The organism is Pseudomonas halotolerans, from assembly GCF_039581215.1.
In the GTDB taxonomy this organism is placed as follows: domain Bacteria; phylum Pseudomonadota; class Gammaproteobacteria; order Pseudomonadales; family Pseudomonadaceae; genus Aquipseudomonas; species Aquipseudomonas tehranensis.
In genome coordinates, this window is record NZ_JBCNTJ010000023.1 from 1 (window position 1) to 24,336 (window position 24,336).

The 24,336-nt window shown below is 60.7% G+C and carries 24 protein-coding genes; 9 read left to right on the plus strand and 15 right to left on the minus strand.

Features of this window, described 5'->3' with window-relative positions:
* Window positions 1–83: 83 nt before the first annotated feature.
* From msrQ to AAIS01_RS24095, 6 genes are all read right to left on the minus strand, one after another.
* A complete protein-coding gene (msrQ, locus tag AAIS01_RS24070; protein WP_343471017.1) occupies window positions 84–704 on the minus strand; it encodes a protein-methionine-sulfoxide reductase heme-binding subunit MsrQ in 621 nt (206 codons plus the stop codon).
* Window positions 704–1,717, minus strand: coding sequence for a protein-methionine-sulfoxide reductase catalytic subunit MsrP (gene msrP / locus AAIS01_RS24075; protein WP_343471018.1), 1,014 nt, complete (start codon window positions 1,715–1,717; stop codon window positions 704–706). Before msrP ends, msrQ begins: the two co-directional genes overlap by 1 nt.
* Window positions 1,718–1,780: 63 nt before the next feature.
* The gene (gene pssA, locus AAIS01_RS24080; RefSeq protein ID WP_214918137.1) at window positions 1,781–2,638 is read right to left on the minus strand and encodes a CDP-diacylglycerol--serine O-phosphatidyltransferase; all 858 of its coding nucleotides are present in this window, start codon (window positions 2,636–2,638) and stop codon (window positions 1,781–1,783) included.
* 143 nt (window positions 2,639–2,781) lie between these two features.
* Window positions 2,782–3,798 (minus strand): ketol-acid reductoisomerase, encoded by a 1,017-nt coding sequence (gene ilvC / locus AAIS01_RS24085; protein ID WP_003228216.1) that lies wholly within the window; start codon window positions 3,796–3,798, stop codon window positions 2,782–2,784.
* A gap of 45 nt (window positions 3,799–3,843) precedes the next feature.
* Window positions 3,844–4,335, minus strand: coding sequence for an acetolactate synthase small subunit (ilvN, locus tag AAIS01_RS24090; RefSeq protein WP_003205610.1), 492 nt, complete (start codon window positions 4,333–4,335; stop codon window positions 3,844–3,846).
* A 2-nt stretch (window positions 4,336–4,337) separates the two neighbouring features.
* Entirely contained in the window at window positions 4,338–6,062 is a 1,725-nt protein-coding gene (locus AAIS01_RS24095) for an acetolactate synthase 3 large subunit (protein WP_343471019.1), read from the minus strand.
* Between the two features lie 400 nt (window positions 6,063–6,462).
* Between AAIS01_RS24095 and AAIS01_RS24100 the strand changes: the two genes are divergently transcribed.
* Window positions 6,463–6,885: a DUF4124 domain-containing protein gene (locus tag AAIS01_RS24100; RefSeq protein WP_431191943.1), complete on the plus strand. Its 423-nt coding sequence runs from the start codon at window positions 6,463–6,465 to the stop codon at window positions 6,883–6,885.
* Between the two features lie 7 nt (window positions 6,886–6,892).
* On the opposite strand, the gene AAIS01_RS24105 is transcribed toward AAIS01_RS24100, so the two are convergent.
* From AAIS01_RS24105 to mrcB, 3 genes are read right to left on the minus strand one after another with little or no spacing between them, the layout of a single operon-like run.
* Complete coding sequence (locus AAIS01_RS24105; RefSeq protein WP_092403051.1) at window positions 6,893–7,222, minus strand: YqcC family protein; 330 nt, start codon at window positions 7,220–7,222, stop codon at window positions 6,893–6,895.
* Window positions 7,222–7,938, minus strand: coding sequence for a tetratricopeptide repeat protein (locus tag AAIS01_RS24110; RefSeq protein WP_343471020.1), 717 nt, complete (start codon window positions 7,936–7,938; stop codon window positions 7,222–7,224). The genes AAIS01_RS24105 and AAIS01_RS24110 overlap by 1 nt, the downstream gene beginning before the upstream one ends.
* Before the next feature lie 16 nt (window positions 7,939–7,954).
* On the minus strand, window positions 7,955–10,273 hold the full coding sequence (mrcB, locus tag AAIS01_RS24115; RefSeq protein ID WP_343471021.1) for a penicillin-binding protein 1B: 2,319 nt from the start codon (window positions 10,271–10,273) through the stop codon (window positions 7,955–7,957).
* Window positions 10,274–10,399: 126 nt separating this feature from the next.
* Here mrcB and AAIS01_RS24120 point away from each other — a divergent pair, with 126 nt between their 5' ends.
* The 3 genes from AAIS01_RS24120 to AAIS01_RS24130 all read left to right on the plus strand — a co-directional run bounded on the left by AAIS01_RS24120 (window position 10,400) and on the right by AAIS01_RS24130 (window position 12,872).
* Entirely contained in the window at window positions 10,400–11,956 is a 1,557-nt protein-coding gene (locus AAIS01_RS24120; RefSeq protein WP_343471022.1) for a bifunctional aminoglycoside phosphotransferase/ATP-binding protein, read from the plus strand.
* A gap of 91 nt (window positions 11,957–12,047) precedes the next feature.
* The gene (locus tag AAIS01_RS24125; protein ID WP_343471023.1) at window positions 12,048–12,389 is read left to right on the plus strand and encodes a pentapeptide repeat-containing protein; all 342 of its coding nucleotides are present in this window, start codon (window positions 12,048–12,050) and stop codon (window positions 12,387–12,389) included.
* 210 nt (window positions 12,390–12,599) lie between these two features.
* The gene (locus AAIS01_RS24130; RefSeq protein WP_047229837.1) at window positions 12,600–12,872 is read left to right on the plus strand and encodes a TfoX/Sxy family protein; all 273 of its coding nucleotides are present in this window, start codon (window positions 12,600–12,602) and stop codon (window positions 12,870–12,872) included.
* A 342-nt stretch (window positions 12,873–13,214) separates the two neighbouring features.
* On the opposite strand, the gene AAIS01_RS24135 is transcribed toward AAIS01_RS24130, so the two are convergent.
* Genes AAIS01_RS24135 through AAIS01_RS24150 form a run of 4 tightly spaced genes read right to left on the minus strand, consistent with a single transcriptional unit; the run spans window position 13,215 to window position 16,767 of the window.
* Complete coding sequence (locus AAIS01_RS24135) at window positions 13,215–14,072, minus strand: ChaN family lipoprotein (protein WP_343471024.1); 858 nt, start codon at window positions 14,070–14,072, stop codon at window positions 13,215–13,217.
* A gap of 15 nt (window positions 14,073–14,087) precedes the next feature.
* Complete coding sequence (locus AAIS01_RS24140; protein WP_343471025.1) at window positions 14,088–14,855, minus strand: heme ABC transporter ATP-binding protein; 768 nt, start codon at window positions 14,853–14,855, stop codon at window positions 14,088–14,090.
* A complete protein-coding gene (locus tag AAIS01_RS24145) occupies window positions 14,855–15,838 on the minus strand; it encodes a FecCD family ABC transporter permease (protein WP_343471071.1) in 984 nt (327 codons plus the stop codon). The genes AAIS01_RS24140 and AAIS01_RS24145 overlap by 1 nt, the downstream gene beginning before the upstream one ends.
* 50 nt (window positions 15,839–15,888) lie before the next feature.
* Window positions 15,889–16,767: a heme/hemin ABC transporter substrate-binding protein gene (locus tag AAIS01_RS24150; protein ID WP_343471026.1), complete on the minus strand. Its 879-nt coding sequence runs from the start codon at window positions 16,765–16,767 to the stop codon at window positions 15,889–15,891.
* 257 nt (window positions 16,768–17,024) lie between these two features.
* On the opposite strand from AAIS01_RS24150, the gene AAIS01_RS24155 reads away from it, so the two are divergent.
* Entirely contained in the window at window positions 17,025–17,363 is a 339-nt protein-coding gene (locus AAIS01_RS24155; RefSeq protein ID WP_343471027.1) for a Rieske (2Fe-2S) protein, read from the plus strand.
* Here AAIS01_RS24155 and sfsA read toward each other — a convergent pair.
* Together sfsA and AAIS01_RS24165 are read right to left on the minus strand one after the other, a co-directional pair.
* Complete coding sequence (gene sfsA, locus AAIS01_RS24160) at window positions 17,298–18,053, minus strand: DNA/RNA nuclease SfsA (RefSeq protein ID WP_343471028.1); 756 nt, start codon at window positions 18,051–18,053, stop codon at window positions 17,298–17,300. The genes AAIS01_RS24155 and sfsA overlap by 66 nt on opposite strands.
* Window positions 18,053–19,225, minus strand: a complete 1,173-nt coding sequence (locus AAIS01_RS24165; protein ID WP_343471029.1) for a pyridoxal phosphate-dependent aminotransferase — start codon at window positions 19,223–19,225, stop codon at window positions 18,053–18,055. The genes sfsA and AAIS01_RS24165 overlap by 1 nt, the downstream gene beginning before the upstream one ends.
* A 350-nt stretch (window positions 19,226–19,575) precedes the next feature.
* Here AAIS01_RS24165 and dksA point away from each other — a divergent pair, with 350 nt between their 5' ends.
* The 4 genes from dksA (at window position 19,576) to AAIS01_RS24185 (ending at window position 24,331) form a co-directional block, all read left to right on the plus strand.
* Window positions 19,576–20,019 (plus strand): RNA polymerase-binding protein DksA, encoded by a 444-nt coding sequence (gene dksA, locus AAIS01_RS24170; protein WP_018609331.1) that lies wholly within the window; start codon window positions 19,576–19,578, stop codon window positions 20,017–20,019.
* Window positions 20,020–20,248: 229 nt separating this feature from the next.
* On the plus strand, window positions 20,249–21,139 hold the full coding sequence (gluQRS, locus tag AAIS01_RS24175; protein WP_343471030.1) for a tRNA glutamyl-Q(34) synthetase GluQRS: 891 nt from the start codon (window positions 20,249–20,251) through the stop codon (window positions 21,137–21,139).
* A gap of 77 nt (window positions 21,140–21,216) precedes the next feature.
* Window positions 21,217–21,393 (plus strand): hypothetical protein, encoded by a 177-nt coding sequence (locus AAIS01_RS24180; protein WP_003176118.1) that lies wholly within the window; start codon window positions 21,217–21,219, stop codon window positions 21,391–21,393.
* Window positions 21,377–24,331, plus strand: a complete 2,955-nt coding sequence (locus AAIS01_RS24185) for a sensor histidine kinase (protein WP_160893587.1) — start codon at window positions 21,377–21,379, stop codon at window positions 24,329–24,331. Before AAIS01_RS24180 ends, AAIS01_RS24185 begins: the two co-directional genes overlap by 17 nt.
* Window positions 24,332–24,336 lie beyond the last annotated feature (5 nt).

Below are 24,336 nucleotides of genomic sequence, written 5' to 3' on the forward strand. Positions count from 1 at the left end.
TTGAAACTCAAGGAGTTTTCCGTTTCGACTGCGCCGGAAGTGGGGCGAATTATAGACGTCCAGAATTTGCCGTCAAGCGTTAATTACGCTTTTGTTGCAGAAGGTGCCTTGCGCCCCATTAGGCGCGGAATCCGACGCATAACCGGCGGAACTCTCAACATCAGCAACACGGCCCCTATAGAAGCATAAATCGACCACTCCTTAAGATCCGCCCGCACAATCCACAACATATGCAGCAATCCAAGGCCCAAGATTGGATAAACCAAACGATGCAGTTTTTTCCAGCGCGTGCCCAGTCGCCGCTGACTGTAGCGATTGGAAGTAATCGCCAGCGCCAAGAGCCCCAGAAACCCAAGCGCCCCAACGATAATATAAGGTCGTTTGCTCAGTTCGACGCCCAGTTGCGACCAATCGAACCCCAGGATGAACGCCGTATACCCACTCAGATGCAATACCACGTAAGCAAAACACCACAATCCCAGCTGACGCCTGACCGCGATCCACCCTGCCCATCCCGTGAGTTTCTGCAACGGCGTCATGCTCAAGGTGATCAACAACAAAATAAGCGTGCCCAACCCGAGCCGATCCACCAGCACCTTGCCCGGGTCAGGCCCCAACTTATTCATCAACGCTTCGTAGAGCCAGAGCAACGGCCAAACCGCCGCAGTAACAAAGACGCCGATTCGCCAGACTGGAAAGCGCATCAATAGTCCTTCCTCAAGTCCATCCCTGCATATAAAGAAGCGACTTCATCCTGATAGCCGTTGAACATCAACGTATCGCGCACGTTAGGACTGAACAGCCCGCTCGGCAGACGGCGCTCCCGTGCCTGGGTCCAACGCGGGTGATCGACCGTCGGATTGACGTTGGCGTAAAAGCCGTACTCGTCGGACGCAATGCTCTGCCAGGTCGTCTTGGGCTGCTCGCTGACCAGACTGATGCGCACAATGGATTTCACACTTTTGAAACCGTACTTCCACGGCACTACCAAGCGCAACGGTGCGCCGTTCTGGTTCGGCAACTCTCGCCCATACATCCCAACCGCCATGATTGCCAGCGGGTTCATCGCCTCATCCAGTCGCAAGCCTTCAACATAGGGCCAGTCAATCAAAGCAAACCCCGAGCGTTGCCCAGGCATGGTCTTGGGATCCTGCAGGGTTTCGAAACGAATGTACTTGGCCTTGGAGGTCGGCTCGACCTGCTTGAGCAATGCGGAAATGGGAAAGCCGATCCACGGAATAACCATGGACCAAGCCTCCACGCACCGCAGGCGATAGATTCGCTCCTCCAACTGATATGGTTTCATGAAGTCTTCCAAAGCATAGCGCCCCGGCTTGCCCACTTCCCCGTCGATCACCACGCTCCAGGGCTCGGTTTTCAAGGATCCGGCATTGGCCGCCGGGTCCCCTTTGCCGGTTCCGAACTCATAGAAATTGTTGTAATGGGTGGCGTCTTTAAAAGGTGTGATGGACTCATCCTTGACCGTAACCGCGCCCCACTGGGTGGACGGCAGCTTCTCGGCAAACCAGGACGGCGCCTTGCCGGGCTCGACATCCGCATAACGCGCAACATCGGCAGCACTGGCCCAACGCGGAAGGCCGCTGACGGCAAGGCCAGCCACAGCTGCGCCCACCATTTGGCGACGGGATAGATAGAGGGATTCTGGCGTGACGTCCGACTCAAGGCAGTCGGACGACTTGGGGATCTTGATCAGCATGACAACTCCGCAGCATTGGAGGGCAGATGCACCAATAGACTGCGGAGTATGAGGGAAATTACATCACTCGGCTTTTTTGTGTCGACGCAGGCGCAACAGGTATTGGACCGGACCGGAAGCGGCATAGGCGAGGAACACCAGCAACAAGATGCGCGGCGGATCACTGAAGACCACCGCGAACACCAGCACCACCGCCAGAATCGCAACGAACGGCACCCGCCCCTTGAGATCCAGCTCCTTGAAGCTGTTGTACTTGATGTTGCTGACCATCAGCATACCGGCCGCCGCGACCAACAGCGCCACCAGGAACGACATCTTCGATCCCTGGATACCGTAGTCGCTGAAAGCCCAGACAACACCGGCTACGACACCCGCCGCGGCAGGACTCGCCAGGCCGATGAAGTAGCGCTTGTCGGCCGTACCGACCTGGGTGTTGAAACGCGCCAGACGCAATGCAGCACCGGCAACATAGATGAAGGCGACCATCCAGCCGACCTTGCCCATGTCCCCCAACGCCCAACCGAACGCCAGCAGAGCCGGCGCCACGCCGAAAGCGACCATGTCCGACAGCGAATCGTATTCGGCGCCGAAGGCGCTCTGGGTGTTGGTCATGCGGGCCACGCGCCCATCCAGGCCGTCGAGCACCATGGCAACAAAGATCGCAATGGCTGCGAAGGCAAAGTAACGACTCGCCCCGACACTATCGCCGGCGCTCAAGGCCGCCTGGGCGCTCATGGAGCTGATGATGGAATAGAAACCGGCGAACAGGTTCGCGGTGGTGAACAGGTTCGGCAGCAGATAGATGCCACGGTGCCGGACCTTACGGCCCTCAGCGTCATGTCCTTCTTCGACGTGCTCGTCGATGGGCAGCAGGCTTTCGGCGTCAGGAGCCTGGTTTGGCTCGTCGGGGCGTTCGCTCATGGACAGTACCTTGCAACGGTGTGAAAAATTCGACAGGTGTCTGGGACGAGGGTTCGGCCGCAAACGATGCAGCTTTATACCAGAAGCCACCGTCCAAACGAAAAAACGCGGCCAGGGCCGCGTTTTCCGATCAAGCTCGCGACTTAGTTCTTGGCTTTGTCGACGATCTTGTTGGCTCCGATCCACGGCATCATCGAGCGCAGTTGCTCGCCAATGATTTCGATACCGTGGGCGGCGTTGTTGCGACGCTTGGCGGTCATCGAAGGATAGCCGGTAGCGCCTTCGCTGATGAACATCTTGGCGTATTCGCCGTCCTGAATACGTTTCAGGGCGTTACGCATGGCCTGGCGGGACTCGGCGTTGATCACTTCCGGACCGGTCACGTACTCGCCGTATTCAGCGTTGTTGGAGATCGAGTAGTTCATGTTGGCGATACCGCCTTCGTACATGAGGTCAACGATCAGCTTCAGTTCGTGCAGGCATTCGAAGTAGGCCATTTCCGGCGCGTAGCCCGCTTCAACCAGGGTCTCGAAACCGGCCTTGACCAGCTCGACGGTACCACCGCACAGAACGGCTTGTTCGCCGAACAGGTCGGTTTCGGTTTCGTCCTTGAAGGTGGTTTCGATGATGCCGGTACGCCCGCCGCCAACACCGGCAGCGTAGGACAGAGCGACGTTCTTGGCGTTGCCGGAAGCGTCCTGGTAGATCGCGATCAGGTCAGGGATACCACCGCCCTTCACGAATTCGGAACGAACGGTGTGGCCCGGGGCCTTCGGCGCGATCATGATCACGTCGAGGTCGGCGCGTGGCACCACCTGGTTGTAGTGAATCGCGAAACCGTGGGAGAAGGCCAGGGTGGCGCCTTTCTTGATGTTCGGTTCGATTTCATTCTTGTACAGCGAAGACTGGAACTCGTCCGGGGTCAGGATCATGACCAGGTCGGCAGCCGCAACAGCGGAAGCAACGTCGGTCACTTTCAGGCCGTGAGCTTCGGCTTTGGCAACAGTCGCCGAACCTTTACGCAGGCCAACAGTAACGTCAACGCCGGAGTCTTTCAGGTTGCACGCTTGAGCGTGGCCCTGGGAACCGTAACCGATGATGGCGACTTTCTTGCCCTGGATGATCGACAGGTCGCAGTCTTTATCGTAGAAAACTTTCATGAAATACCCCTATATCCGGCCATTCAGGCCATTCGCTAATTTGGTTTAGATGCTCAGTACTTTGTCGCCACGGGCAATCCCGGTGACACCACTGCGTACGGTTTCCAGAATCGAGGCAGTGCCGATCGATTGAATGAAGCTGTCGAGCTTGTCGCTGGTACCGGTCAACTGAACGGTATAGACGCTGGCGCTGACATCGACGATCTGCCCACGATAAATATCGGTAGTGCGTTTGATCTCGGCGCGCTGGGCACCGGTGGCCTTGACCTTGACCAGCATCAGCTCGCGCTCGATGTGAGCGCTTTCCGACAGGTCCACCAGCTTGACCACCTCGATCAGCTTGTTCAGGTTCTTGGTGATCTGCTCGATGATCTCATCGTGTCCCACCGTGGTCAGCGTCAGACGCGACAGGGTCGGGTCTTCGGTTGGCGCCACGGTCAGGCTTTCGATGTTGTAGTTGCGCTGCGAAAACAGGCCCACTACGCGAGACAGAGCACCCGGTTCGTTTTCCAGAAGCAGGGAAATAATATGTCGCATGATTAGGTACGCTCCGTCTTGCTCAGCCACATATCGCGCATGGAGCCGTCTTTGATCTGCATCGGGTAGACGTGCTCGCTGGTATCGACCTTGATATCGAGGAACACCAGGCGATCTTTCATGGCGAACGCTTCTTCGAGCCCGGACTTCAAGTCCTTCAGATCGGTGATGCGGATACCCACGTGACCGTAGGCTTCGACCAGCTTGACGAAGTCCGGCAGCGACTCCATGTAGGAGTGCGAGTGACGACTGCCGTAGCTCATGTCCTGCCACTGGCGAACCATGCCCAGTACGCCGTTGTTCAGGTTGACGATTTTCACCGGCAGACCGTACTGCAGGCAGGTCGACAGCTCCTGGATGTTCATCTGGATACTGCCCTCGCCCGTGACACAGGCGACGTCGCTATCCGGAAAACTCAACTTGACACCCATGGCCGCCGGGAAACCGAAGCCCATGGTGCCCAGGCCACCGGAGTTGATCCAGCGGTTGGGCTTGTTGAACTTGTAGTACTGCGCGGCGAACATCTGGTGCTGGCCCACGTCGGAGGTCACAAAGGCATCGCCCTTGGTCACTTCGCACAGGGTTTCGATCACGGTCTGCGGCTTGATCACGCTGCCGTCGCCCTTGTCGTAAGGGAACAGGCCACGATCACCGCGCCATTCATCGACCTGCTTCCACCAGCTAGCCACGGACTCCTTGTTCGGAGCCTCGCCGATTTCCTTGAGGATGGCGACCATTTCGCTCAGCACGCTCTCCACAGGTCCGACAATCGGCACGTCTGCCTTGATGGTCTTGGAGATGGACGCCGGGTCGATGTCGATATGGATGATCTTGGCATTCGGGCAGAATTTCGCCGGGCCGTTGATGACACGGTCGTCGAAACGCGCGCCGACCGCCAGAATCACATCGGCATGGTGCATCGCCAGGTTGGCGGTGTAGCTGCCGTGCATGCCGAGCATGCCGATGAACTGACGATCAGTGCCCGGGTAGGCGCCCAACCCCATCAGCGTATTGGTGACCGGCAGGTTGAGCAGTTTCGCCAATTCGGTCAGCGGCGCGGAGCCACCACCGAGGATAACGCCACCACCTGAGTACAGCACCGGACGCTTGGCCGCCAGCAGCATTTCGGCTGCCTTGCGGATTTGCCCGGAGTGACCGCGCACAGCCGGGCTGTAGGAGCGCAGCTTGGCTTTCTTGGGGAAAATGTATTCGAACTTCTCGGCCGGGTTGGTCATGTCTTTCGGGACATCGACCACAACCGGGCCCGGACGACCGGATTCAGCCAGGTAGAAAGCCTTCTTCATGACCTCCGGGATCTCCGAAGCGTGCTTGATCATGAAGCTGTGCTTCACGATCGGCCGGGAAATACCGATCATGTCGGTTTCCTGGAACGCGTCGGTGCCGACCATGGTGCTGGGCACCTGACCGGAGATGATCACCATCGGGATGGAGTCCATATACGCCGTGGCGATACCGGTGATGGCGTTCGTGGCGCCAGGGCCGGACGTCACCAGGACCACGCCGGCTTTACCGGTGGCACGGGCATAACCGTCAGCCATATGGGTCGCCGCTTGCTCATGACGAACCAGGATGTGGGTCACTTCCGGTTCTTTGAACAGGGCATCATAGACATGAAGAAGAGCACCACCGGGGTACCCGTAGATATATTTGACGCCTTCGTCACGCAAAAAGCGGACGAGCATCTCACCGCCAGATAAAAGCTCCACGTTGTTCACCTCTAAAACGCCAGAATACCGGCCCACACAAAGGGACGGGTCTTAATAGGTTTACTTCTCGGCAGAGCATGAGCGACGGTGGTCGCCGACTACGTCAGCACTGACTGAGCAAGTATTGGGATCGTCCCAAGTGTTGCGGGCCTTTCCCACCCAGCGCGAGGTAACGCGTTGCGGGTGTAACAGGTCGGCGCGGATGTGCGCCTCATGATCTGCCGAGTGGGCCTGCTTCTGGCAGTCCCTCTACAGCGGACTTTGGATTCTTCTGTTTCGCCCTCTGCAAGTCAAGCCGTCAATGTGCTTTATTCGAAGTAAGCGCATGAGAACGCAAGAAAAAACCCTTAAACAGCAACTGTGTTAGCTTCAATTGCGCAACCCATGACAAGGAAACAGCATGCGAATGTTCTTCTTGACGGCCAGCCTGCTGGTTGGCCTGAGCCCGATGTGCATGGCCGGTCAGGTCTATAAATGGGTGGACGACCAAGGGGTTACCCACTTTGGCTCGCAGCCGCCGCCAGGGGGGCAGGCCACGACCGTGATCAAGCCCTCCCCTTCCGCCACCAAGCCAGCAGCCCCTCCGCCTGCCGGGGTGATTGGCGACCAGAAGGCGATTGACCAACAGGTCAAGCAGCAGATTGCCGAGCAGCAAGCCCAGCTCAAGGCCTTCTGCGAACAGACTCGGACCAATCTGGCGCAATTGCAGAACAACCCGAGGGTACGCGAGGACGTGGAGGGGGAAATGCGCCGCCTCACAGAAGAGGAGCGGCGCCAGCGCATCGACGAAACCCGCAAGCAGATCGAGGAGCACTGCCAATAACTGGCAGTCAGTTAACGTCGCTGATCAATTGGTCGAACTGCGCCAACAGGCGCTGCAACTCAATGCCTTGCCCCGGCCGCTGGGCATAGACCATTTCAGCCATCGCCAGGATGCCCGAGGCGTTGGGCAGCGGCAGGTCATTTTCCAGGATGGCTTTCATGCGTGGCAGGAAAATCCATTGCAGCCATTGCTCGAAGTCCAGCGTGTCGACCGCGAACGGCTCGACACTGGCCAATGCCTCGGCCGACGGCGAAACGCTGCTCCACCAGCCCTGGACCCGCAACTCCCGCTCAATCAGCAGCAACTGATCGGCGATCTTGGGAAAACGCGTATCCATCAGAGCGAAACCTTGGCCTTCTGACGGGCCAATGCCGCGCCGGCGGAGTCGCCTTGTTTCTCACGGGCCTGAGCGATCAATTCCCACAGGCTGGCCTGAAGCGCCGGACGACCGTTGGCGAATGTCAGGCCACGACGGGCCAGTTGCTCGGCTTGCGGCGCATCGCCCTGGGCCATGCGCACCTGGGCCAGGCGATAGAGAACCTGGGGTTCACGCGGTGCAACACGCTGGGCTCGCTCCAGGCTGGAGGACGCACCATTGAGATCACCACCGGCCTGTTGCTGTTGAGCGGTAGTCAGCAGTGCCAGTACCGGACCGTCCAATTGCTCATCAGCGGACAGACCTCCCGAGCTGGGCGATGGAACGCTGCTCGGCGCTGAAGGCATGCTGTAGCTGCCCTGGTCGATCGGCGAGGTATCGATAGGTCCTGGCGTGATCGGCCCCGGCGTGATCGGTGTGCTGCTGATCGGTGCCGACGTCGTGGCGCCCCCGGGCACCATCACGACGACACCGGTATCGCCCTGGGGAATCGCCTGGACCTGTCCCTGCACCGGCCGCTGCACCGTCGTTTGACGGAAGCCGCCATTGGCCGAGACCCGCTCGCTATTGGAAACGGCAGTGCCGGAATCGACAACCGGAATCGACCCGCGTTGTACGGTAGAGCAACCGCTGAGCAATGCCACGGCCGTAACCGCTGGAATCAACCACTTGTTCACTTGAAACCCTCTTTGCTTAATTCATCCAGTCCTTGACCCAATCCATGACCGATTCGGCGGGGTTTGGAATGCCACAGGCTGCACCAGGTGGTGGTTCGCTGCCGCGAATATACGGCATCTGCACCGCGCCCGGGCAACTGGCGTCGGAGCCTTGGCCGGTGCGCGAATCCACCCAGGCCTGAACGATATTGTCTGGTTGCGGCATGTCCAGCGGCAACGGATCGGCCTTGCGCATGAAACTGGTCCAGACCTGCAATGCACCGGTGGCACCGGTGAACGGGGTCTTGCCGTTGTCGTCACGGCCGAGCCAGACCACTGCCAGCAGGTCCTGGCTGAAACCGGCAAACCAGCTGTCGCGCGAGTCGTTGCTGGTACCGGTCTTGCCCGCCAGGGTCAGGTTGCGTGGCAATACGTTATAAACCGAACTGCCAGTGCCTTCACGCATGACCCGTTGCATGGCGCTCTGGATCAGATAAATGGACGCCGGATCAAAACGCTGCTGGATCTGGAACGGATAGCGCTTGAGCGGCTCGCCGTCAGCGGTGAGCACGCTGCGAATGCCGCGCATCGGCGTATTGAAACCGCCGTTGGCCAGCGTCTGATACATGGCTGCCACTTCAATCGGAGTGAGGCCACCGGCCCCCAGCAGCATCGAAGGGAAAGCCGGAAACTCGCGACTGACACCCAGGCGGGCCAGGGTCTTGAGGACGTTCGGCACGCCGATTTCAAGCCCGAGGCGAGCCGTCGACAGGTTGTAGGAATGCGCAAGCCCCTGGTACAGGAACACCGTACCGTGGGACCGGCGATCATAATTCTGCGGCTTCCACACCTGGCCGTCTGCGCCCTTGACCGAGAACGCCTCGTCGGACAGCCAACTGGTCAGGGTGTACTGGCTCGGCTTTTCCAGGGCGGTGAGGTAGACCGCCGGCTTGATCAGGGAACCGATCGGGCGGACCGCATCCAGCGCCCGGTTGAACCCGGCATAATTGGCTTGCCGACTGCCGATCATGGCCTGGACTTCCCCGGTTTCCGGGTTGGTCACCACCATCGCGGCTTCAACTTCATCAGAGCCCTTGCGTCCGGCCAGTCGCTTGAAGGTGTCATTGACCGACGCCTGGGCTTTCATCTGCAGGATCGGGTCGAAGCTGGTAAAGATCCGCAGGCCTTCTTCGGTCAAGTCTTCGTCACGGTAGTCCTCACGCAGTTGACGCTTGACCAGGTCCATGAAACCAGGAAACGAGCTGTCTGCCAGACTGCCGCGCTTGGTCACGCCCAAGGGCATCTTCTTCGCGGCTTCGACTTGCTCGGCCGTCGCCACGCCTTGCTGTTGCAGCAAGTCGAGTACCAGATTGCGCCGCTCGAGGGCGCGCTCCGGATTACGCCGCGGGTTATAGGACGATGGGCCCTTGACCATACCCACCAGCAACGCCACCTGATGCAGCTTGAGCTCGGACAGCGGCTGGCTGAAGAAGAACTGGCTGGCCAGGCCGAAACCGTGAACCGCTCGCTGGCCGTCCTGGCCGACGAAGACTTCGTTGAGATACGCCTCGAGAATCTCCCGCTTGTCGTAATGCAGCTCCAGCAACAGCGCCATCATGGCTTCCGTGAGTTTGCGACTCAGGCTGCGCTCGTTGGTCAGGTAAAAGTTCTTGACCAACTGTTGGGTCAGGGTGCTGCCGCCCTGACGCATATGGCCCGAGGACGCGTTCACCCAGATGGCCCGAGCAATCGACTTGGGCGATACACCGAAGTGATGATAGAAGTCGCGATCCTCGACGGCGATCAGCGTATCGAGCAGGAACGGCGGCACCTGATCGATCTTGATCAGGATCCGGTCTTCAAGGTTCTTGGGGTACAGGCCACCGATCAGCAGTGGCTCAAGGCGCACCACCGACAGCTTCGCATTGTTGGCACCGGTCAACGCCGCGACGTAGTCGCCGGAGAACCGCACTCGCACCGCCTGCGCCTGCTCCATGCCTTCATAAAACTGGAAACCGCGGGTATTGAGGTCAACAGTATTGCCATTGACGGACGCAGCGCCCGGGCCATTGGCCACGCTTTCACGGCGATAGCCCAGGGCATCGAGTTCGGTCAGAAAATCGTCCCGACTCAGCTTTTGTCCGACGAACAGCTCCAGGGGCCTGGCGTAGACCTTGGCCGGGATGGTCCAGCGCTTGCCGGAGAACTTCTCCTGGACCACGGCATCGAGATAGACCGCAAAGCCGGCGAGCACGACGAGGCCCACCAGGCTGAGTTTAAGGGCCCAGCCCAGCCAGGGCCGCAGGCGACTGGCAGGTGGTTTCTTGGGGGTACGGGGGGATCGGGTACGAGTCATGGCGGCGGATTATACGCACTTTGCCGCGGTTCAACATGACCACACAACGGGCCCTTCTGTTTGCGTTAACGCGGCTTGCCGCCATAATGACCGCCTTGAATTTTCCCAGTCTCTGAAGGATCGCCCGTGAGCCAGTCCCTGATCGCCGCCCTGCAAAACCCGGCCCTCTATCCGCATCCCGTCGAAGGGTTCCAGGTCATCGAGACCCACATTTCCTGGGTAGTGCTCACGGGGCCGTATGCTTACAAATTCAAAAAACCGGTCAATTTCGGCTTCCTCGATTTCACCAGCCTCGAGGCACGCAAGCATTTCTGCGGGGAAGAACTGCGCTTGAACCAGCGCCTGACCCAGGATCTGTATCTGGAAGTCATGCCCATTACCGGCACCCCAGAAGCGCCACAACTGGGTGGTGAAGGCCCGGCCATCGAATATGCCCTGAAGATGCGTCAGTTTCCCCAGAGCCAACTGCTCAGCACACTACAGGCCAATGGTGAACTGACCACGGCGCACGTCGACGAAATGGCTGCGCAGATCGCCCGTTTCCATCTCTCCACGCCTACAGTGCCTGCCGAAAACGCAGCCGGTACCCCCGACAGCGTCATGGCGCCGGTGCGGCAGAACTTCGAACAGATTCGTCCGTTCCTCAGCGACAAGGCTGACCTGTTGCAACTCGAAGCCCTGCAAGCCTGGGCCGAAAGCAGCTTCGAACGCCTCAAACCGCTGCTCGCTCAACGCAAAACCGAAGGTTTCATCCGCGAATGCCACGGTGACATCCACCTGGGCAACGCCACGGTGATCGATGGCAAGGTCGTGATTTTCGACTGCATCGAGTTCAACGAGCCGTTCCGTTTCACCGATGTCTATGCCGACACTGCTTTCCTGGCCATGGACCTGGAAGACCGGGGTCTCAAGTCACTGGCGCGACGTTTCGTCAGTCAATACCTGGAACTGACCGGCGACTATCGGGGCCTGGAACTGCTGAACTTCTACAAAGCCTACCGCGCCCTGGTCCGGGCCAAGGTCGCGCTGTTCAGCATGCCGGCCGAAGCCGCCCCCGTGCAGCGCGCCACCACCCTGCGCCAATACCGCAACTACGCGAACCTGGCCGAAAGCTACAGCACCATTCCATCGCGTTTTCTGGCCATCACCCACGGCGTTTCGGCGGTTGGCAAAAGCCATGTCGCGATGCGTCTGGTGGAAGCCTTGGGAGCCATTCGCCTGCGCTCGGACGTTGAGCGCAAGCGTCTGTTTGGTGAGCAACAAGTGCCCAACGACCCACAAGCCGGCATCTATAGCAGCGGCGCCAGCGATGCCACTTATGCCCGTTTGCATGAAATCGCCGGTGTCATCCTGCATGCTGGGTTCCCGGCAGTGATCGACGCCACTTACCTCAAACACGATCAACGCGATGCGGCGGCGAAAGTTGCCGAAGCCACGGGCGCTCCGTTCCTGATCCTCGACTGCAATGCGCCACAAGCGGTTCTCGAAAGCAGGCTTGCGCAACGTCAGGCCGATCAAACAGATCCATCCGACGCAAACCTGGCCGTCATCGCGGCACAACAGGCCAGCCGTGAAGCACTCACCCCGGCGGAAATTTTGTGCAGCAAGCGGGTCCAAACCAATGAAAGCGGCACGCTGGACATCGTGGTCGCGCAGATTCGCCAACGCTTGCCAGGCTTGTAAGAAACTATTTCGGCCGTGGAGTCCTCCCAGCCTTCACGGTCGCCAAATAGTGGCAGTATACTGGCGTCATAAAACCAACAGGTGATATGAAATGAGCCAACCCAAGCTTCTCAGTACCCCGCTGTATGCTTTGCTGCGTGAAGACGACATTGCCGGCTTCAACAACGAACGGCCTCAAGGCCCCGTTGATATGCGTGGCGGCGACTTTCGTGGCCTGGACCTGCGAGAGCTCAATGCCGACGACGTTGATTTCACTGACGCTTACTTTCGCTCCGCGGATTTGCGCGGTATCGATTTTCGCAAGTCGTCCCTGGAAGGTGCCAGCCTGGCCCATGCGCAGATATCGGGCGCCTATTTCCCCGCGGAGCTGTCTGCCGACGAGATTCTGATGTCGATGAACTTCGGCACCCGGCTGCGCTACCGCACCCGCTGAATCGGGCCAAATGTACCGTAGACCCCATTGATCTCCAGCGCCCCTGCCTGCGCTGGACGACGCATCCTGCCGCGCCTCCCCACCCTATCGTGCGTAATGCATTAGAAGCTTTTGCTTCAAATCCCACCAAAGAATCACGTTTTTCCTACTGACCGCTACACTGCTGAGAAGCTTGCCCACTGCACCAATCGGCCGTCGCAAGGAGGCTCGATGAATGATGAGCTGCAACACCTGAAAAACCTGGGCAAGACGTCAGCCCAGTGGCTGCACGCCGTGGGCATCCACAGCGCCTCGGATTTGCGCCGCCTCGGAGCGGTAGATGCCTATCGGGCAGTGCGCACCCGCGGGTTCCGGGCTTCAAAGGTATTGCTCTATGCCATCGAAGGCGCGCTGATGGATGTGCATTGGAATGACATCCCCGCCGAACGCAAAGAAGCTTTGAACAAGCAGTTGGACGCCGTTTCGACGCGCCACAAAGCCTGACAGTTTCGCGTGACTTGCTGCCGTCCCCTCTCAGGCGGAAGGTTATTTCATCGAATGCTAAAACAATGTTTGACATGGTAATGAGAATCGCTATGATTACCACATCCGGTCGCGAGACTGGTCGATATTTGAAAAGCCCTTGGTTCGGACTCTCAGATATCTCCTCATCAGGCTAATCACGGTTATTTGACCCGGCTTTTTGCCGGGTCTTTTTTTGCCTGAAAGAATGCACCTTTCTCCACATCGCCCCTATAGGCGCTGGCGAGCGCCACGAGGCTGCGATCTTTCCCAGACACCTGACTCTCAAGCGAAAGATCAAAAGATCGCAGGCTTCGCCAGCGCCTACGGGGCTCGCTTGTGTTCACGCATCTGCGCGCAGTAATCCTGCGGCGGCGTAGCCTTGGTGTACCACACGTAATCCGCCATGGCCGATGAAACCTCGCTGCCCTCCTCGGCCAGCAACAGGACGGTCGGCGCCTCACGGGCCCCCAAATCCAGCACATGCAGCGGCACCCCGACGTCCTTTCGGCCATGCCAGGCACCGGCGAACAACACTGCAGGTGATGGCGCATCCAGCAGGCGTTCGGCCATGCGTCGGTCACGTTGCTGCTGAACGGCCAGCATCGCCGGCATCTGTGATTCGGGCAGCAGGCCACAATGGGATTGGCGGATCTGCTCCAGCAACTGATCCTTCACACCGGCCGCATTCGCACGGGCGCCTCGCAAGTGCGGCGCTTGCCGGTAGACGCGCTGGATCTCGGCGGCGTCCAGATTGGCGGCCAACAACGGAGAACGTTGCGTCAGGGCGAACTCCACGACAGGACCATACAGGCTCCAGTCCCATCCCGGCGACCAATCCAGGGCTGCGGGCAGATCAGCGGGCAAGGCAGGTAACTGGCGGACCGCGTCAACCCGAGGCTGCTGGAGGGGCGTCAGCATTTCCAGCAGAAGGCTGCCTTGGGCCCGTTGCGCGGCCAGTGCCTGAAGCAGCCATAGCTGCAGCACGTGGTGATCGCGATTGTCATGTTGTTCGCCTACCACCACTCGAGGTGCCCGTGCCAGGCGCCCGACCAGTGCTTGAGGCGTGACGGCCCGGCCAGTGTGCAAATCAAGGATCTGCCCATCGACCGGGGGTGGCGTGACGCTCTGACAGGCCGTCAGCACACTCAATGCCAGCATCAGGATCAGGCGCACGTTCACGTCCTCAGGCGGCCCTCAGCGGGCGATGATCAGTGGATGCCCGCGCTCCGGATGGGGTTGCACCAGCACTTCCAGGCCAAACACCGCTTTGAGGGGTTCCGGGCGCAGTACTTGCTGCGGCGTGTCCAGGGCTACCGGCCGGCCGGAGGCGAGCAACATCAGGCGATCACAATAACGCGCCGCCAGGTTCAGGTCATGCAGGATCACCAACACGGCAGCGCCGTGATCGGCAAACTCACGCACCGCTTGCAGAATGGTGTGCTGATGCAGTGGATCGAGCATCGAAGTCGGCTCGTCCAGCAACAGGGTTTGCCCCGCTTCCCCTGGCCACAACTGCGCCAACACCCGCGCCAGGTGCACCCGCTGGCGCTCGCCCCCGGACAGCGCCAGGTAACTGCGGCCGTGCAGATGCGCCGCGTCTGAGGCTTCCAATGCCAAGGCAATGATTTGCTCGTCCCGTACTCGACCACTCCGATGCGGCAGGCGCCCCATGCCGACCACTTCTTCGACGCGGAATGCAAAATCCAGGGTCGATGACTGCGGCAACACCGCCAGGCGACGGGCACGCTCGGCGCCGTCCCAGTGGGACAATGGCCGATCATCGAGCCAGACCTGTCCCTGCGCAGGACGCAACTGACCGCAAAGCCCCGCCAGCAATGTACTTTTACCCGCACCGTTGGGCCCGAGGACCCCCAACACCTGGCCGGGGTGGAGCTCAAGATTGACATCCGCCAACACGGTCTTGCGACCACGCTGAATGTGCAGGTTCTGCGCTCGTAACATCAGGCGCGCCCTCGCAGCAATAAATAGAGGAAGAACGGCGCCCCGATGAATGCCGTGACGATGCCGATCGGCAGTTCCGCCGGAGCCAGCGCCAGACGCGCCACCAGGTCGGCGAACAGCAGCAGGCTCGCTCCCGCCAGCACCGAAGCCGGCAACAGAACGCGATGGTCGGGGCCGGCCATCAACCGTACCAGATGCGGCACCACCAGCCCGACAAACCCGATCATGCCCGCCGCTGCCACTGCCGCACCAACCCCCAGGGCCGTGCAAAACACCAATTCACGCTTGAGTCCTTCGACATCAACGCCCAAATGGGCAGCTTCGGACTCTCCCAACAACAGAGCATTGAGCGCCCGGGCCCGCCGAGGCAGCCAGAGTGCTACGCCAACGCTGACCAGCAACAGCGGCCACAACCGCGCATAACTGGCGCCATTCAGGCTCCCCAGGTTCCAGAACGTCAAGGTACGCAGCGTCGCGTCGTCCGCCAGATAAGTGAACAGGCCCACCGCCGAACCGGACAGCGCGGTCAGGGCGATACCGGCCAGGAGCATGGTCGCGACATGGGTCTGGCCGTTGCGCCGGCCGAGGCGATAAACCAATGCCGTGACCCCAAGCCCGCCGAGGAATGCACAGAACGACAACACATAGGGGCCGAACGCTTCGGGCAAGCCACCCAGCGCCGAGCCACCAACAATGGCGAACGCTGCGCCCAGCGCCGCACCGCTGGACACCCCCACCAGTCCCGGGTCGGCCAACGGGTTGCGGAACAGCCCCTGCATCGCCACCCCGGATAACGCCAAAACCCCACCCACCGCCAACCCCAGCAGCGTACGCGGCAGACGGATCTGACCGAGGATCAGCTCGGCCTGCTCCAGCCCCTCGGCGGCCACTGGCAACCCCATCAGGCGCAACGCGGCGCGCAAGGTATCGAACAGCGGCAAACTCACCGGCCCCAGGGCCAGGGACAGCCAGATCGCCAGCAGGCACAACAGGCCCAGGCCCATGAACAACGTGCGCGGCTTGACCAACGGGGTCATGGTGCCTTGGCCGGCTCGGTCGGGTAAAAACCGGCGGTCAGCTTCACCAGGCTTTGCGGCAACCGCGGGCCCAGCCCGCCGACCAGCAGTGTCGGGTCAAGCTCGATAACGCGCCCGGTCTTGGCGGCCCGAGTGGAGGAGAGAATCGGGTTTTCCCGGAACAACGCCGCACGTGCTTCCTCGCCACTTAACGCGCGATCGGCGAACACCAGAACTTCGGGGTTCAGGCTGGCCAGAGTCTCCACTGAAAATGACTTGTAACCTTTATGTGTCGCCAGGTTGTGACCACCGGCCTGCTGCACCAGCCAATCGGCGGAGGTGCCCAGGCCAGCGACCATCGGCTTGCCGCCGGCGCTCCCGACCAACAGCAACACGCCGGGGGCCTTTTGTTTGAGCTGGAGTTGGCTCACCCGAGCTTTTTGCTGACTGATCTGCTGTTGATAACGATCGAACAACTGCGCGGCTTGGTCCTCGGCACCCAGCAGTTGCCCCAGGTGTCGCAGATTGCCCTGGAGGGTCGGCAGGTCCGGCGTCGCCGAAAACAGTTCAACCTGTACCCCGGCGCTGCGGACCTGCGCCAGTACCGGTGGCGGCCCCATTTCTTCGGTGCCCACGAGGATCTGTGGACGCAGGCTCAGTACCCCCTCGGCCGACAGCTGTCGCTGATAACCGATGCTGGGCAAATCCCGCAAGGCTTCGGGATGCTGGCTGGTGGTGTCCACGCCCACCAGTTTCGACTCTCCGCCCAAGGCACTGACCCATTCCGACAGTGCGCCGCCGGCACTGACCCAGCGTTGTGGCAAATCGGCCGCTGTGGCCCCTTGGTTAGTCAGCAGCGCAACACAGAGCGCAACAACGCGGATATTCAGGCGCATCAGGCAGCTTCCTCAAAAGTTTTCCACAGGGTCGAGCATGGACCCGCCTGGCCAAGTATCCTCAGCCCTGCGAAGGAGGCGCCATTTGATAATTGTTTTCATTTAGCCGTCAAGCATGAACCTTTTGGTGTGACCTCTGTGGGAGCGAGCCTGCTCGCGATAGCGGTGTGTCGACCACATTGCGGCTAACTGATCGATTGCTATCGCGAGCAGGCTCGGTCCCACATAAACTCGATCACTCAACCATAGAGACGCACATGAAGTTTCTTTGTACTGGTGCCGAATTGCCCGACAGCGGCAGTCGCGGTTTCGACATCGATGGGCGCAAGCTGCTGGCCGTGCGTCGCGCAGGTCAGGTTTATGTCTATCTCAACCGCTGCCCGCACCGCGGCGTGCCGCTGGAATGGCGACCCGACGAGTTTCTCGACCCCAGCGCCAGCCTGATCCAGTGCGCCACCCATGGCGCACTGTTTCTGATTGAAAGCGGTGAATGCGTCGCCGGCCCCTGCGCCGGGCAGTTTCTGGCCGCGCTAGACAGCCGGGAAGACAAGCAAGGGATCTGGGTCGAGCTGGAGCGGTTCGAGCAACACCGGTAACCGGCGGTCCACCCACATCTGCTCGGGCGTCAACGTGACCCCGTAGGCCAGCACTTCCACACCCGCAGCCACAGCGTCGCGCAACGCCGCCGCGTACACCGGGTCGATTTCCTGTGCCGGGCGCACCGCGTCGATTCCGCTCAGGTTGACACAATACAACTGCACCGCCCGCACGCCGTCCCGGGCCAAGTGAGCGAGTTCGCGCAGGTGCCTGGCTCCTCGCAGGGTCACCGCATCGGGAAACGCCGCCACGCGGTTGCCATTAAACCCCAACGTGACACTTTTCACTTCGACCCAGGCAGAGCCTTCGTCATAGTCCAGTCGAAAATCGATACGGCTGTTTTCCTGACCGTAAGCCACTTCACGCTTGAGCCCGGTGAAACCGTTCAGTTCGCTGATGACCCCGGCACGCAGGGCCTCCTCGATTAACGGATTGGCTCGCGCGGTATTGATGCAGGCCAGCCGCCCCTGAGGGGTTTCGCCGATTTCCCAGGTACCGGGCAATTTGCGCTTGGGGTCGCTGGAACGACTGAACCAGACTCGCGCGCCTTCGGCCATGCAGTTGAGCATCGAGCCGGTGTTGGGACAGTGAATAGTCAGCAGTTCGCCATGAACGGTCTCGATATCGGCAAGAAAACGCTTATAACGTCGAATCAACCGGCCTTCTTCCAATGCAGGTGAAAAACGCATCAGCCTTGCCAGCTCCGCAGTCCGCGCTCAATTCGCTCCACCGCTTCCTGGAGCCGCGGCAGGCTCTGGGTGTAGGCGAAACGCACATGGTGCCCAGCCTGGTGACGACCGAAATCCAGCCCCGGCGTGAACGCCACGTGTTCGGTTTCCAGAAAGTGCTGGCAGAACGCAAAAGCGTCGCCGCCGAATGCACGAATGTCGGCATACAGGTAAAACGCGCCCTCTGGCTCCACCGCAATGCCGAAACCCAATTCACGCAAGGCTGGTAGCAGAAAGTCGCGACGCAGCGCGAACTCGGCCCGGCGTTGCTCGAATATTTCGATCGTCGCCGGTTCGAAACAGGCCAACGCCGCGTACTGGGCCATGCTCGGCGCACTGATGTAGAGGTTCTGCGCCAGCTTTTCCAGCTCACCCACGGCCGCCGAAGGCGCCACCAGCCAACCCAGCCGCCAGCCGGTCATGCCGAAATACTTGGAAAAACTATTCAGAACAAAAGCCTCGTCGTCGACTTCCAGCACGCTCGCAGCATCAGTGCCGTAAGTCAGGCCGTGATAGATCTCATCCACCACCAAGTGACCGTTGTGGCTCTTGATTGCCTTGGACAGCCCGGCCAGTTCGTCCCGACTGAGAATCGTCCCGGTGGGGTTGGCCGGCGAGGCGACCAACGCGCCCACACTGTTGTGGTCCCAGTGGCGGTTCACCAGGTCCGGGGTCAGTTGGTAGCGGACGTCCGGGCCGACCGGCACCAATTGAGCCGCGCCTTCCACCAGCCGCAGGAAGTGGCGGTTGCAGGGGTAACCGGGGTCAGCCAGCAGCCAGTGCTTGCCCGGGTCCACCAGCAAAGCGCTGGCCAGCAGCAACGCGCCGGATCCGCCCGGCGTGACCAGAATACGCCGCGGGTCTATGTCCACACCGTAACGCTGCCCATAGAAACCGGCGATGGCTTCGCGCAATTCGGGAATGCCACGCGCCGCCGTGTAACGGGTCTTTCCCGCCGCCAGTGCGGCCTGGCCAGCCTGGATGATCGGCTCCGCCGTGGTGAAATCCGGCTCGCCGATCTCCAGGTGGATGACATCGTGCCCGGCGGCCTGCAATTCATTGGCGCGGGCCAGCAGCGCCATCACATGGAAAGGTTCGATGGCGCGGCTACGCGCACTGTAGGGCTGAGCCATTAGCCTTCCTTCAACGGGAAAAGAACCGATTCTACCCAACTCTCTGTCCAAGTCAGAAACAACTGCGGGAACGAGCGCGAACCCAAAGAGGTCTGAGCCGTCGGATTGCAGGAAATGACTCCGGCAATTGGCCCAGGCTTGACTAGAATCAAGCATTGAGCGGGTTTGCTGCCCAACCAGACCGAACCCAACCACGCTCCGCAAGCCCCGGCCGCCGCAGGCTCGACAACCGGGAGTAGCGCGGCCCGATTTGATCTGGTAAGTTCGCCCGCTTGCAGCCGCAGGGCCGGCAGGTGTCGGTGATGGAGCAATCCTGCGTAGTGGATTACAAGAGTAGAGGCGGTCCATTCATGCCCACCCAAGCAAAGCAGAATCAAAATCAGTCGCTCAGCGGGTTTGAGCCATATGTCCCGCAAGCCGGCGAAGAATACATGGGCGCCCCCATGCGCGCGCACTTCACCAAGATCCTGAACAAGTGGAAACAGGACTTGATGCAGGAAGTCGACCGCACCGTGGATCACATGAAAGACGACGCGGCGAACTTCCCCGACCCGGCCGACCGTGCCAGTCAGGAAGAAGAATTCAGCCTCGAACTGCGCGCCCGCGACCGTGAGCGCAAGCTCATCAAGAAAATCGACAAGACGTTGCAACTGATCGAAGATGAAGAATACGGTTGGTGCGAGTCCTGCGGCGTCGAGATCGGCGTCAAGCGACTGGAAGCACGTCCGACCGCCGACATGTGTGTCGACTGCAAGACCCTGGCGGAAATCAAGGAAAAACAGGTCGGCAAGTAATTGTCTGGGCTGTAACAAAAACGGAGCGTTCACACGCTCCGTTTTTGTTTCTGAAACGTTCTCCAAGCCTGGCGACTTTGTGGGAGCGGGCTTGCTCGCGAAGGCGATGAATCATTCAACCTATACTTCAACGGACACACCGCTTTCGCGAGCAAGCCCGCTCCCACAGGAGATATCGTGATCGCGAGATGTGTGTTTCTGCCCGGCTGGACTCAGTAACATACGCCCCATGACTCCCACCTCCCCCTACATCGGTCGCTTCGCCCCCACGCCCAGCGGCCATCTGCACTTCGGCTCGCTGGTCGCCGCGCTGGCGTCCTACCTGGATGCCCGGGCCGTGGGCGGGCGCTGGTTGTTGCGCATGGAGGACCTCGACCCGCCACGGGAAGAGCCTGGCGCCCAAGCGGCCATTTTGCAGGCATTGCAAAGCTACGGGTTTGAGTGGGACGGTCAGATGGTCCGCCAGAGTGAGCGTCATGAGGCCTACGATCAGGTCATCAACCGCCTGCTCAGCCAAGGCCTGGCCTATGCCTGCACCTGCTCGCGCAAACAATTGGAGCCTTATCAGGGCATCTATCCGGGACTGTGCCGCAACGCCGGGCACGACGCCCAGGACGCGGCCATCCGTTTGCGCGTCCCCGAGCTGGAATATCACTTCATCGACCGGGTACAAGGTGAGTATCGCCAACACCTGGGCCGCGAGGTCGGCGACTTTGTGATCCGTCGTCGCGACGGGCTCTACGCCTATCAACTGGCCGTAGTGCTGGACGATGCCTGGCAAGGGGTCACCGATATCGTGCGCGGGGCCGACCTGCTGGACTCCACACCGCGCCAGCTCTATCTGCAAGAGCTGCTCGGGCTGTCACAACCGCGCTACCTGCATGTGCCACTGATCACCCAACCGGATGGGCACAAGCTCGGAAAGTCCTACCGTTCGCCCCCACTGACGGCCGACCAGGCCACGCCGTTGCTGTTACGGGCATTGCGCGCGCTGGGCCAGCTACCGGACGGCGAACGGGTCGGCGGCAATCCCAGGGAAGTGCTGGACTGGGGCATCCGCCACTGGGATGCGGGGAAGATCCCGCGCACACTGACCCTGCCAGAGGCGCAAATACATTGACGACGCTTGCAGCCTGGCGCTCATCCGTTACCATCGCCGCACGTTTTCGGGCACGCGCTTAAAAAAGAGAGGCCGGGATGTACATCTATCGCTTGGTCCTGCTCCTGGTAGTGGGGATTTATCTGTTCTCCCCGGCCATCATGGATTGGTGGATCGACGCCACGGGTGCCTGGTATCGGCCCTATCTGCTGTGGCTGATCCTGATTGTCGTGACCTTCATCCTGCAGAGCCAAAAAGATGCCGATGAGCTTTAGCCTGACCCAGATGATCCTGATCAGCGCCGCCTACCTGGCAGTGCTGTTCGGCGTAGCCTGGATCAGCGAACGGGGCATGATCCCCCGGGCGATCATCCGTCACCCGCTGACCTATACCCTATCGCTGGGCGTCTACGCCAGCGCATGGGCGTTCTATGGCACGGTCGGGCTGGCCTATCAGTACGGCTACGGTTTTCTGTCCAGTTACCTCGGTGTATCGGGGGCATTCCTGCTGGCGCCCGTGTTGCTCTACCCGATCCTGAAAATCACCCGCACCTACCAGCTATCATCCCTGGCCGACCTGTTCGCCTTTCGCTTTCGCAGCACCTGGGCCGGCGCGCTGACCACGATTTTCATGCTGGTGGGCGTACTGCCTTTGCTGGCCCTGCAGATCCAGGCGGTGGCTGACTCCATCAGCATCCTCACCCGCGAACCGGTGCAACACCGGGTCGCCCTGAGTTTTTGCGCCCTGATCATCCTCTTCACGATTTTCTTCGGTTCTCGCCACATCGCCACCCGGGAGAAACACGAAGGCCTGGTGTTCGCCATCGCCTTCGAATCGGTGATCAAACTGATCGCCATCGGCGGCGTCGGCCTCTATGCCCTGTACGGCGTCTTCGATGGCCCGCAACAACTGGAGCTCTGGCTGCTGCAGAACCAGACCGCCCTCGCCGCCCTGCACACACCTCTGCAGGAAGGCCCGTGGCGCACGCTGTTGCTGGTGTTCTTCGCGTCAGCGATCGTCATGCCGCACATGTACCACATGACCTTTACCGAAAACCTCAACCCGCGCTCGCTGGTGAGCGCGAGCTGGGGCCTGCCGCTGTTCCTGCTGCTGATGAGCCTGGCGGTGCCGCTGATCCTGTGGGCCGGACTGAAGCTGGGCGCCAGTACCAACCCTGAGTATTTCACCCTCGGCATCGGCATCGCCGCCAACAGCAAGGCCCTGGCGTTGCTGGCCTACATCGGTGGCCTGTCGGCGGCCAGCGGCCTGATCATCGTCACCACGCTGGCGCTGTCGGGCATGGCCCTCAACCATCTGGTGCTACCGCTCTACCAGCCGCCGGCCGAGGGCAATATCTACCGCTGGCTGAAATGGACCCGCCGCGCACTCATCGTCGCCATCATCATGGCCGGCTACGGCTTTTACCTGATGCTGGGAGACGGACAGGACCTGGCCAACCTCGGCATTGTCGCGTTCGTCGCCACCTTGCAGTTCCTGCCCGGCGTACTGTCGGTGCTGTATTGGCCAACTGCCAACCGCCGTGGCTTTATCGCCGGTCTGCTGGCGGGGATCCTGGTGTGGCTGGTCGCCATGCTGTTGCCACTGCTGGGCAACATGCAAGGGTTCTATATTCCACTGCTGAACATGATCTACGTGCTCGACGACACCAGTTGGCACATGGCGGCCATCGCCTCGCTGGCGGCGAACGTGCTGATGTTCACCCTGATTTCGCTGTTCACCAACGCCAGCAGCGAAGAGGCCAGCGCCGCCGAAGCCTGCGCGGTGGACAATGTTCGCCGCCCCCAGCGGCGAGAGCTGCACGCCGCCTCGCCCCAGGAGTTCGCCACGCAACTGGCCAAGCCCCTGGGTGCCAAGGCTGCGCAAAAGGAAGTCGAACAGGCCCTGCGCGACCTCTACCTGCCCTTCGATGAACGCCGTCCATACGCCTTGCGTCGCCTGCGGGACCGGATCGAAGCCAACCTGTCCGGCCTGATGGGCCCCAGCGTGGCCCAGGACATGGTCGAGACGTTCCTGCCCTACAAGGCCGGCGGCGAGAACTATGTGACGGAGGACATCCACTTCATCGAGAGCCGCCTGGAGGACTACCACTCGCGCCTCACCGGCCTTGCCGCTGAACTCGACGCCTTGCGCCGCTACCACCGCCAGACCTTGCAGGAGCTGCCGATGGGCGTGTGCTCCCTGGCCAAGGACCAGGAAATTCTGATGTGGAACAAGGCGATGGAAGAACTGACCGGAATCGCCGCCCAGCGCGTGGTCGGTTCGCGCCTGAGCACCCTGAGTGAGCCGTGGAAAGGCCTGCTGCAAGGCTTCATCGACCTGCCGGATGAGCATTTGCACAAGCAGCACCTGGCCCTCGATGGCCAGACTCGCTGGTTGAACCTGCACAAAGCGGCGATCGACGAGCCACTGGCGCCGGGTAACAGCGGCCTGGTACTGCTGGTGGAAGACCTCACCGACACTCAGATGCTCGAAGACAAACTGGTTCACTCCGAACGCTTGGCAAGCATTGGCCGGCTGGCCGCCGGGGTGGCCCACGAAATCGGCAACCCGATCACCGGCATCGCCTGCCTGGCGCAAAACCTGCGCGAAGAGCGCGAGGACGATGGCGAGCTGACGGAAATCAGCGGCCAGATCCTCGAACAGACCAAGCGGGTGTCGCGCATCGTCCAGTCGCTGATGAGCTTCGCCCATGCCGGCGGCCACCAGCACAACGATGAGCCCGTCTGTCTGGCCGAAGTGGCCCAGGACGCCATTGGTCTGCTGGCCCTTAACCGGCGCAATTTCGAGGTGCAATTCTTCAACCTGTGTGACCCGGACCATTGGGTCGACGGCGATCCTCAGCGGCTCGCCCAGGTACTGATCAACCTGTTGTCCAACGCCCGCGACGCCTCACCTGCGGGCAGTGCGGTGCGGGTCAAGAGCGAAGCCAGCGAACACACGATCGACCTGATCGTCGAAGACGAAGGCAGCGGTATTCCACAGAACATCATGGACCGATTGTTCGAACCTTTCTTCACCACCAAGGACCCGGGCGAAGGCACCGGTCTGGGCCTTGCACTGGTCTATTCCATCGTTGAAGAGCATTATGGACAAATCACCATCGACAGCCCGGCCGATGTACAAAGCCAACGCGGCACCCGTATACGGGTGACCTTGCCGCGTCATGTCGAAGCGACGTCCGCTGTGAACTGAGACCG

What these genes read in the sequence shown, in the direction of transcription:
- AAIS01_RS24180 (WP_003176118.1), top strand. Translation starts at nt 21,217, where the DNA reads ATGTACATCTATCGCTTGGTCCTGCTCCTGGTAGTGGGGATTTATCTG.
- AAIS01_RS24140 (WP_343471025.1), bottom strand. Translation starts at nt 14,855, where the DNA reads ATGTTACGAGCGCAGAACCTGCACATTCAGCGTGGTCGCAAGACCGTG.
- AAIS01_RS24155 (WP_343471027.1), top strand. Translation starts at nt 17,025, where the DNA reads ATGAAGTTTCTTTGTACTGGTGCCGAATTGCCCGACAGCGGCAGTCGC.
- gluQRS (WP_343471030.1), top strand. Translation starts at nt 20,249, where the DNA reads ATGACTCCCACCTCCCCCTACATCGGTCGCTTCGCCCCCACGCCCAGC.
- AAIS01_RS24100 (WP_431191943.1), top strand. Translation starts at nt 6,463, where the DNA reads ATGCGAATGTTCTTCTTGACGGCCAGCCTGCTGGTTGGCCTGAGCCCG.
- msrP (WP_343471018.1), bottom strand. Translation starts at nt 1,717, where the DNA reads ATGCTGATCAAGATCCCCAAGTCGTCCGACTGCCTTGAGTCGGACGTC.
- AAIS01_RS24165 (WP_343471029.1), bottom strand. Translation starts at nt 19,225, where the DNA reads ATGGCTCAGCCCTACAGTGCGCGTAGCCGCGCCATCGAACCTTTCCAT.
- pssA (WP_214918137.1), bottom strand. Translation starts at nt 2,638, where the DNA reads ATGAGCGAACGCCCCGACGAGCCAAACCAGGCTCCTGACGCCGAAAGC.
- sfsA (WP_343471028.1), bottom strand. Translation starts at nt 18,053, where the DNA reads ATGCGTTTTTCACCTGCATTGGAAGAAGGCCGGTTGATTCGACGTTAT.
- dksA (WP_018609331.1), top strand. Translation starts at nt 19,576, where the DNA reads ATGCCCACCCAAGCAAAGCAGAATCAAAATCAGTCGCTCAGCGGGTTT.
- AAIS01_RS24150 (WP_343471026.1), bottom strand. Translation starts at nt 16,767, where the DNA reads ATGCGCCTGAATATCCGCGTTGTTGCGCTCTGTGTTGCGCTGCTGACT.
- AAIS01_RS24130 (WP_047229837.1), top strand. Translation starts at nt 12,600, where the DNA reads ATGAATGATGAGCTGCAACACCTGAAAAACCTGGGCAAGACGTCAGCC.
- msrQ (WP_343471017.1), bottom strand. Translation starts at nt 704, where the DNA reads ATGCGCTTTCCAGTCTGGCGAATCGGCGTCTTTGTTACTGCGGCGGTT.
- AAIS01_RS24105 (WP_092403051.1), bottom strand. Translation starts at nt 7,222, where the DNA reads ATGGATACGCGTTTTCCCAAGATCGCCGATCAGTTGCTGCTGATTGAG.
- ilvC (WP_003228216.1), bottom strand. Translation starts at nt 3,798, where the DNA reads ATGAAAGTTTTCTACGATAAAGACTGCGACCTGTCGATCATCCAGGGC.
- mrcB (WP_343471021.1), bottom strand. Translation starts at nt 10,273, where the DNA reads ATGACTCGTACCCGATCCCCCCGTACCCCCAAGAAACCACCTGCCAGT.
- AAIS01_RS24185 (WP_160893587.1), top strand. Translation starts at nt 21,377, where the DNA reads ATGCCGATGAGCTTTAGCCTGACCCAGATGATCCTGATCAGCGCCGCC.
- ilvN (WP_003205610.1), bottom strand. Translation starts at nt 4,335, where the DNA reads ATGCGACATATTATTTCCCTGCTTCTGGAAAACGAACCGGGTGCTCTG.
- AAIS01_RS24125 (WP_343471023.1), top strand. Translation starts at nt 12,048, where the DNA reads ATGAGCCAACCCAAGCTTCTCAGTACCCCGCTGTATGCTTTGCTGCGT.